The 7,973-nt window shown below is 53.9% G+C and carries 10 protein-coding genes and 1 CRISPR repeat array; of the genes, 6 read left to right on the forward strand and 4 right to left on the reverse strand.

The features are described from left to right. Positions 1–112 precede the first annotated feature (112 nt). The gene (locus tag VGA14_RS09430; protein ID WP_331003507.1) at positions 113–415 is read right to left on the reverse strand and encodes a hypothetical protein; all 303 of its coding nucleotides are present in this window, start codon (positions 413–415) and stop codon (positions 113–115) included. Between the two features lie 33 nt (positions 416–448). Between VGA14_RS09430 and VGA14_RS09435 the strand changes: the two genes are divergently transcribed. Together VGA14_RS09435 and VGA14_RS09440 are read left to right on the forward strand one after the other, a co-directional pair. Further along, the gene (locus tag VGA14_RS09435) at positions 449–841 is read left to right on the forward strand and encodes a winged helix-turn-helix domain-containing protein (protein WP_331003508.1); all 393 of its coding nucleotides are present in this window, start codon (positions 449–451) and stop codon (positions 839–841) included. Positions 842–908: 67 nt separating this feature from the next. Beyond that, on the forward strand, positions 909–1,208 hold the full coding sequence (locus tag VGA14_RS09440; protein ID WP_331003509.1) for a hypothetical protein: 300 nt from the start codon (positions 909–911) through the stop codon (positions 1,206–1,208). A gap of 13 nt (positions 1,209–1,221) precedes the next feature. On the opposite strand, the gene VGA14_RS09445 is transcribed toward VGA14_RS09440, so the two are convergent. Together VGA14_RS09445 and VGA14_RS09450 are read right to left on the reverse strand one after the other, a co-directional pair. Continuing rightward, a complete protein-coding gene (locus tag VGA14_RS09445; RefSeq protein ID WP_331003510.1) occupies positions 1,222–1,518 on the reverse strand; it encodes a winged helix-turn-helix domain-containing protein in 297 nt (98 codons plus the stop codon). 192 nt (positions 1,519–1,710) lie between these two features. Next, the gene (locus VGA14_RS09450) at positions 1,711–2,859 is read right to left on the reverse strand and encodes a hypothetical protein (RefSeq protein ID WP_331003511.1); all 1,149 of its coding nucleotides are present in this window, start codon (positions 2,857–2,859) and stop codon (positions 1,711–1,713) included. Positions 2,860–3,031: 172 nt separating this feature from the next. Here VGA14_RS09450 and VGA14_RS09455 point away from each other — a divergent pair, with 172 nt between their 5' ends. Continuing rightward, the gene (locus VGA14_RS09455; protein ID WP_331003512.1) at positions 3,032–3,688 is read left to right on the forward strand and encodes a hypothetical protein; all 657 of its coding nucleotides are present in this window, start codon (positions 3,032–3,034) and stop codon (positions 3,686–3,688) included. Here VGA14_RS09455 and VGA14_RS09460 read toward each other — a convergent pair. Beyond that, positions 3,666–4,322 carry an endonuclease III gene (locus VGA14_RS09460; RefSeq protein ID WP_349257166.1) on the reverse strand — a complete coding sequence of 219 codons (657 nt, stop codon included), beginning with the start codon at positions 4,320–4,322 and terminating at the stop codon, positions 3,666–3,668. The genes VGA14_RS09455 and VGA14_RS09460 overlap by 23 nt on opposite strands. A 112-nt stretch (positions 4,323–4,434) precedes the next feature. Between VGA14_RS09460 and VGA14_RS09465 the strand changes: the two genes are divergently transcribed. From VGA14_RS09465 to VGA14_RS09475, 3 genes are all read left to right on the forward strand, one after another. Then, on the forward strand, positions 4,435–5,592 hold the full coding sequence (locus tag VGA14_RS09465) for an aconitase X catalytic domain-containing protein (protein ID WP_331003514.1): 1,158 nt from the start codon (positions 4,435–4,437) through the stop codon (positions 5,590–5,592). Then, the gene (locus VGA14_RS09470; RefSeq protein ID WP_331003515.1) at positions 5,589–5,990 is read left to right on the forward strand and encodes an aconitase X swivel domain-containing protein; all 402 of its coding nucleotides are present in this window, start codon (positions 5,589–5,591) and stop codon (positions 5,988–5,990) included. Before VGA14_RS09465 ends, VGA14_RS09470 begins: the two co-directional genes overlap by 4 nt. A 62-nt stretch (positions 5,991–6,052) precedes the next feature. Beyond that, positions 6,053–6,349, forward strand: coding sequence for a TFIIB-type zinc ribbon-containing protein (locus VGA14_RS09475; protein WP_331003516.1), 297 nt, complete (start codon positions 6,053–6,055; stop codon positions 6,347–6,349). Between the two features lie 525 nt (positions 6,350–6,874). Beyond that, positions 6,875–7,973: direct repeats of the CRISPR family, unit length 30 nt; unit sequence CTTTCAACCCTACCATAGTTCGATTCAAAC.

A 7,973-nucleotide genomic window follows, 5' to 3' on the forward strand; every position in this document is an offset into this window, starting at 1 on the left:
GATGCGGCCCGAGATAGCGAAGGTGATAATCTCTTTCAAAGAACCATTTGTTCCCTGACAAGCGGGATTATCTTTTCAAGTAAGTATCAGGCGCTCGTGGTCGGACTTGATGTCAAACGATACCATCAGAATGCGGCTGGCCGCGTCGCGCATAGGTACGGTTTTCCGCTTGAGTTTTTCGTACATCGCAAAGGCGTAGACGGTCTTGCCAGCTATTGCTCAATGCTCTTTGTGCTCCAATCGCCATGACGGCAGGCACCATCGCAACCAGCATGCCTGAAAAGACCGTGCCTATCAGGACGTTGGACTTTATTTTGCCGTTTTCGTCTCGTAGATCCATTGCGCGTGCATCAGTCGCATCTACAAAGGATTTTTTCCCCGATTCACACCCAGATCCTTCCCCAATTGCGGACAACTTTATATCTGCCGGCCGGAACGATTGACGCGGATGTTCATTACCGCCGGGCTTGCAGGGCTCGCAGGATTGGTAGCCTCGCTCGCGTTTTTGCGCGCAGCAGGGCAGGCCGGCGGCGCAGGCGGATACATCGACCCGCGCTTCAAGCGCATCCTCTGGTACCTGATAGCAAGCTCGCGTGGAGGCGTCAACCGCGCCAAGATAATCGACCTTGTGAACGCAAGGCCTGCCAATGCAAACCAGATTGCATCGGAATTGAAACTTGACTACAAGACCGTGCTCCATCATTTGAAGGTGCTGTCTGAGAACGGTCTCGTGATAACTGAAAACCGCGACTCGTACGGCGCCACCTACTTTTTGACTCCGCTCATGGAAAAGAACTATTCGTCGTTCCAGGAGATACTGGCAAGGGTGAAAAAGCAGTGACGCCGAGGAGGCTAGTTGGGATCAAATTGGGAAAAAGTAAATTAGGCAACAATGGGGCCGGAAGCTAATGGACTTTATGCTAGGCGCCGCTGCGGCTGCGCTGGCAAACATCGGGCTCCTTGGCGGCATCATTGCGATGTACATTCAGAGCCTCAGGCTCATCAGGTCCTACTTCACCTGGGGGCTCGTCATCGTGGCCTCTCTTTTCATAGTCCAGAACATAGTCATAGTCATATTCTGGTCCAACCTGTACGCCGCCGGGCCTGCTATCAAGGACATCGTCGACGCGGCCGCGCCGTACCTGTTTGCGATAAACATGGCCCAATCGGGCGGCCTAGCAGTCCTGTTCTGGATAACAAGAAAATAAAAATAATAATAAGTTATTGGGCCAGAAGAGGCATCTCTGTCTCAGAGTATTCGCTCATTAGTTCCGACATGTTTGAAAAGTGGCCAAGGAACTCCCTGCCCCTTTCAGTCGTGCCGTATACTGTTGTACCGTCCTTCATGCGCTGCTCGAGCAGGCCCTTGCCCTGGAGTTCTCCAAGGTAGTAGATTATCTGCTCGTAGCTCAGGTTGGCCCGGTACATGATGTGTGTCTTCTTTATCCCGACCGTTGACAGGTTCAGGATGTCAGCCATTATCTCTATTTTTCCCCTGTTGTTCTTTCGTGCAGACATATCCTATCAGATTGTTACAGATTATTTTAGGGGGAGGGTGGAATTCGCTCGGGAACGAGCGTTTCAGGGCTATTTTCAGGCGCAGCATGTGCGGCAGGAGCATTATTGAGCCTCTTTACGCTAATCGGGCCTGATTGCGCCTTTCTCAAGTGTTGATTGTGAGATCGTCGTGCGCGAAAAGCTGCAGGAAAATCAGCGGCTGCTCTCGATTATCCGCTTTGCCTCTTCAAGGATCTTGACCGCGGAATCGAGCGAGCTCTTGGCCGAATCATAGTCGCCGTCTGTTATCGAGACCCTCGCGCCGTTTATGAGCACAAAGGAGGCGTTCACCTTGACAAGCGCGCGGGGCACGCCTGCAGCATCTTCCCGGAGCGTGCGCGCGGAGCTTTCAAGCCGGTCCGCCGCAGAAGACAGAGACTGCACGTGCGAGTCCTCGCCTTCGGCCTGCTGTATCAGCTTTTTGCGCGTCGCTTCAAGGAGCCTGTCCGCTGACCGGAGCGACTCTTCGGCGCTGTCTGTCTTTTTCTCGCCAATCAGCTGCCTAGCCTCGGCCAGTAAACCCTGAATCTGGCTGAATTCCTGATCGGCTCCAAGGCCGTTCTTGTCGGCAAGGTCCACGAGCCTCTTGAAGAGGTCCTGCAGCCTGCCAAACCATTCGCCGGTAGCATAAACGCGCGTTTGTTCCCCCCTGATGTCTTCGGTCACCGCGCTCAGCCTCTCTGGAGAGAGCAGGTCGAGTGCTTCTCTGAAATTCGCAAATGCCACTGCCCTGTGCTCGCCGGCGGCCTTCGCGTCCCCGCGCTCTACTCCCTGCAGCGCGATCGACGCCGCTACCACGCCCTTGCCGTAAGCCTCGGCGGCCCGCTCGGGTATTGCGAGGTTTGCGTCAAGCATTTCCCGCATCCTCGCGTTTACGACGTCCTGCGCCTGGGTCACGGTCGCTTTTATCGCGCGCAGCTCAAAGCTGTCGGCCACTTGCTGCGTGTCCTCCACCGCAAAGGACGAGGAAGCAGTCGCGCCAGCGTGGATCGCAGTCACGTTAAAGTCGCCGGACCCGGACCCGCAGCCGCTGATTATCATGGGCCGGGAGAAAAACGAGCCGTCGCGCAGGGGCCTGACGTTTTGCTTTGCGCACTCGTCTTCGCCGCGGATTATTTTCACAAGCACGGGCCGGCGGTCCTCGGCGTCGGATACAGTCCCGGCCACCACGACGCGCTCGCCCGAGTCGTAGACGCCCTTGCTCGTAGTCACATAGAGAGACTGGGCATGCACAGTGGCAGCTGATATGGACGCGACGAATGCTAGAGCAAGCGCAATGCCGGCTGTCCTAACCCACCCCATTTATGCCGCTTATTATCCTATCAGCTTATATCAGGACATCTGGAACGGCCGTTTCACGCACGCATGGTGGGGTGGAGGCGGGCTCTACGCGTGTCGTATATATTACTAATCGGGGGAAATACACCTCGTGCCCGTTTCACGCCACATTTTGGCCGCCTTGGCAATTCTGATTTTGCTTTCTCCGCTTGCCGCCTACGCTCAGGGGGACCAGCCGTACGACATCGTCAAGGGCGAGCGCAACGAGACCTTTGTCCTGCCGTACGGGGCGGCAAACCATGACCGCAGGAACCCCGTAGTATACACTTACGACGAGCCGGTGGGCCAGAACTGGATAATGGGAATAGAGAACAAGCTGTCGTACACCGCAAAGGACGACGCCAAGGTCATGATAATCCTTCGCGAGCAGGCGCCAAGCGAAAAGTTCATAGAGATTGCCATGTACGGCGGCGAGGCAAGGAGGTATTCGGTGTCCGTTAACACCCCTGAAATTGGCTACTTTAACATATATCGGAACGACGAACTTGGGTGGTCCACTGAAGGGGCAGTCGGATTCACCCACGTGGAGAACGGCGGCCTCATAGTCTCTGACGGCAAGCGCATCGTGGTCGACAGGCTGGACGTGAACGGCTTTGACCTTGCGTCGGTCGAACTGTACGGCAACGACGAGTCGGGCCTGCCCGCAAACGCGTCTGCCGGCAGCGTCGCGGTGAACCTGGTGTTTGGGAGCTTGGTCGGGACACCCATATACTACCTGCCCGGCGCGCTGATGGCAGGAGTCGGGGCGGCCGTCGGGATACTTTTGCTTGTCAAGAAGAGGAAGAGGACATAGAGTAGTACCTGCAGGTTTTCTTCAGGCCGCACGCCGGGCAGTTCGGCCTTATCGGGAGGCAGATGTTCTGGCCGTACATCACGAACGTGTCGTTTACCTTCGTCCAGAGCCTCCTGTCAACTAGCTTCAAAAGCTCCTGCTCGGTCTGCTCCGGCGTCTTGGTGTCCACCAGCCCGAGCCTGTTTGATATGCGGTGCACGTGCACGTCCACCGGTATCGCCGGCTTGTCAAAGGCATAGACTAGCACGCAGTTGGCGGTCTTGCGGCCCACGCCGGGCAGTTCCAGAAGCCTGTCGATGTCGGCCGGGACCTTCCCGGCAAATCTGCCCGCTATCTCCTTTGCGACCTGCTTTATCCTCGCGGCCTTGACGTTGTAAAAGCCGATGCTATGAATTATCTTCTTGATGTCGCTTATGTCCGCGTTTGCAAGCGCCTCCGGCGTGCCGTAGACTGCGAACAGCCTGTTGACGACCCGGGCGGTGTTCTCGTCCCGGGACCTTGCAGACAGTATCGTCCCTATCAGGATCTTGAACGGGTCGCCCTGCTCCTCCATCTGCAGCCCCCTCAGGGCTGTGAGCCTGGGCGGCTTTTCGCGGTGCAGCGTCTCTTCCATCTTTTTCAGGATAGTGCCCACGTTGCGAGCCAAGAGCAGAAAAACTATCCCCTCCTGTGATATAATCTCACTCCTCATTCCTCATCCCTCTCTCCTCCAATGGTTCTTATACTCATTTGCAAAAAGTGAAAACGTGGAGCTAACCCGGGAGGAGGAAAAGGCGCTCCGTGGCGAAAAGGGCGAGGTGCTTGCCTCAGCGTACCGCATCCTTGCAGCCATCGGCGAGGCTACGGGTGCAAAAAAGCTGATACCTGTCAGGTGGGCCCACGTTTCAGGCGTCAACTACAACACGATAGGCGACGCGGGCGTCCGGTTCCTCGATAGCTTTAGCAAGCAAGCGAGGGTCGCCATCAGGACGACTGTCAACCCGATGGGCTACGACCTGAAGCGCCCCGAAGGGATATCTGAAAAATTTGCGGAAAAGCAGGCGAGCATTGTAAGGTCATACGAGCAAATGGGAGTCGAGCCGTCGTTTACCTGCACGCCGTACGAGGTATTTGACATGCCCCGCAAAGGGACGCAGGTGAGCTTTGCCGAGAGCAACGCCGCGGTGTTTTCAAACTCACTATTGGGGATAAAGACCAACAAGGAATCGGCGCTGTCCGCGCTTGCAAGTTCCGTCACGGGCAAGGCGCCGCTCTCAGACCTCAGGCTCGACGAGGGTAGAAATCCCGAGGTGAAAATCCAGGCAGACTTTCAGTTCGAAAACGAGCTTGATTATGGGCTTCTCGGGTATTTTGCCGGAAAAACGGTCAAGGGGTCAAGCGTCGCGCTTGCCGGCATCGGCGACTCGCTTTCAAGGCCGCAGGCAAAGGCGCTTTCCGCCGGCATCGGAACCTCGGGGTCGTGCGGCATGTTTACGCTCGGCAGCCCAAAAACAAAAGAAAAAGTTTCCGTTGGAAGAGAGGAGATGAAAAAGATCAGGGATGAGCTGTCAACTGCAGACGACGGCGACGTCATCACGTTTGGCAGCCCGCAGCTCGGGCTTGAAGAGCTGAACACGCTTGCGAGCCTGACAGAGGGCAGGAAGTTCAAGAAAAGGTGCATGATCTTCTGCTCACGCGCTATTCACAACCAAGCAGTCAAGATAGGGCTTGCCGGCAAGCTTGAGAAGGCGGGTGGCGAGTTCATGTGCGACTCGTGCACGTGCCTCACGCCCTACGTCACGAGGGAAAATTACGATTCGGTTGTAACGAGCAGCGTCAAGGCGGCCTACTACATGCACAACTCCAACAAGGTCGGTGTCGCGCTCAAGGACATGAAGACCATTGTAAAGGAGTACACGCAATGAAGATTTCCGGCTGCAGGAAAATAGTAGGTGGGGTAGGTGAGGGCAGGGCTCTTGTCAGCTCGCAGCCGATAAACTTCCTTGCGATGGTTGACGCAAACACAGGCAAGATAACGGACGAAAAGCACGAGCTTTTCGGCAGGTCGCTCAAAGATGTCGTCCTGGTGTTCCCAAACGCCGTGGGCAGCAGCGTCGGGGCCTACGCGTTTTACTCGCTGAGAGAGTCGGGCAGCGCGCCAGCGGCAATTGTGTGCTCCAGGGCAGACATCACCACTGCGTCAGGGTGCGCAATCGCCAGCATACCTGCCGTTGACCTGCCAGAGAAAAAGCCCCTCTCCTCCATTGCTCAGGGCGCGCGCGTCAGGGTAAACGCCGACAAGGGTACCATAGCAACAGTTTAATCTTTTTACGTTTTAGAAAAGGTGCTCGGTGCACGGCACCTGACGGGCGAACGGACAGCCCTGTGCTGGATGATGAGCAAAGTCCGTGCACCGACTCCGACTCCGACTCGATAAACCTTTTATTGGCGATAGACGACGCGATGGTGTTGGCAAGCTACTGTCCCGAGTGTGGAGGCGAGTTAAAGTTCGACCTGTCAAGCAAGAACTTCATCTGCAAGAGCTGCGGCCTGTTTGCCTCAAGGGAAAAGATTGACGAGATCAGAGACAAGGCAGAGGCGGCAAACGTGGACAAGAGGCGGGTGAAGCACGACGACTACCTCGACTGGTGGCAGTCGTCCAAGAAAGACAAGCAAAAGTAGAGCGAAAAAGTACGGCCCGTATGTAATATCTAGTCGATCACATGGATCATTCGCGTTTTATTCTAGCTGTCACATTCTGAACGCGGTTTCAAACAACCTTGGTATGGGCAAGACCGGCGCGGACGTGGATGATCTCAGACAGGCGGGATGGAGGAAGGGGCCAGAACTGTCACCCAATGTCACCAAATCTTGTAATCCGCTTTAGGCAGGCATTTGTTACAATACCTCTGAATTACGATTGCACCTTCCAGTTTGAACAGTGCTTCCGTCGTCGCTACGGCTGAGCAGGACACGCAATATCCCGTGCTGCCTTTTGTGCCAGGTGTTGCAGGTCTTGTTTGAGAAGGTTTTACCACTGCAGTTATTACGTTATTCCGCTTATATGGCTTTTTAACTTCAAAGTCAGGGCCATGTCCTTTTTGTCGTTTGGGGCCGCGGCCGGTCTGACCTAGATTTGGCAGTATTCGTGCCCAATTTCATATCTGCAATAGTCAGTCTCCTTCAGGCATGAAGGACATATCACGCCTTTCAATCCTATAATAGTTCGATTCAAACTAGTTCACGTTCTGGACTGAGCACTATCTTGCGTGTGTACTTTCAACCCTACCATAGTTCGATTCAAACTTACCAAGTATGGAGGGGCTATGCTGGTGTAGTATGCTTTCAACCCTACCATAGTTCGATTCAAACCTTATAACCACCTAAAGCAACGTCTGGCCGTGGGCCACTTTCAACCCTACCATAGTTCGATTCAAACACCTTGCTCGAATAACTGTTGTCTTTATTCAATTCAACTTTCAACCCTACCATAGTTCGATTCAAACAGAACGACAACTAAAAAGCATGAGGAAGGTGTGATGACTTTCAACCCTACCATAGTTCGATTCAAACTTTCACTAGCGATATTCTTTGCTGCAAACACAACGACTCTTTCAACCCTACCATAGTTCGATTCAAACACAGGTGGGCTGCCCAGCAGATTGCTAATGCAAAAGCCTTTCAACCCTACCATAGTTCGATTCAAACTTGAACACTGCGAGTGAATCGCCAGACGGTTTAGACTCTTTCAACCCTACCATAGTTCGATTCAAACGTGCGCTTACTGTGCCTAGTGGAATGTCGAAACTGGTCTTTCAACCCTACCATAGTTCGATTCAAACTCGGCAACTTTCGAAGCAGCTCGAGGCTGACGAACTCTTTCAACCCTACCATAGTTCGATTCAAACTTGGTCATCGGCGCCTTTGGCGACGCGGTGGCTACCTTTCAACCCTACCATAGTTCGATTCAAACGTTTTTGAGAGGGATAATGGGAGCGTGCTCGTACCAATCTTTCAACCCTACCATAGTTCGATTCAAACACAATTCTGGTTCGGACCAACTGACGAAACAGACACCTTTCAACCCTACCATAGTTCGATTCAAACGCTATTTGAAAATGTGTTAGGCTTTGGCACTGAAACCTTTCAACCCTACCATAGTTCGATTCAAACTTGCCGCAATGCCTATGCCATTTGTTGTATTAAACATCTTTCAACCCTACCATAGTTCGATTCAAACACGCCTTTTAGCTTTATTCACTTCCCCTTTATGGCGCTTTCAACCCTACCATAGTTCGATTCAAAC

Origin of the sequence: Nitrososphaera sp., from assembly GCF_036397675.1 — an archaeon.
Lineage (GTDB): Archaea > Thermoproteota > Nitrososphaeria > Nitrososphaerales > Nitrososphaeraceae > Nitrososphaera.

Excerpts from the sequence above, each read along its gene's own strand:
- VGA14_RS09450 (WP_331003511.1), bottom strand. The coding sequence starts at position 2,859 with ATGGGGTGGGTTAGGACAGCCGGCATTGCGCTTGCTCTAGCATTCGTC.
- VGA14_RS09470 (WP_331003515.1), top strand. The coding sequence starts at position 5,589 with ATGAAGATTTCCGGCTGCAGGAAAATAGTAGGTGGGGTAGGTGAGGGC.
- VGA14_RS09435 (WP_331003508.1), top strand. The coding sequence starts at position 449 with ATGTTCATTACCGCCGGGCTTGCAGGGCTCGCAGGATTGGTAGCCTCG.
- VGA14_RS09445 (WP_331003510.1), bottom strand. The coding sequence starts at position 1,518 with ATGTCTGCACGAAAGAACAACAGGGGAAAAATAGAGATAATGGCTGAC.
- VGA14_RS09440 (WP_331003509.1), top strand. The coding sequence starts at position 909 with ATGGACTTTATGCTAGGCGCCGCTGCGGCTGCGCTGGCAAACATCGGG.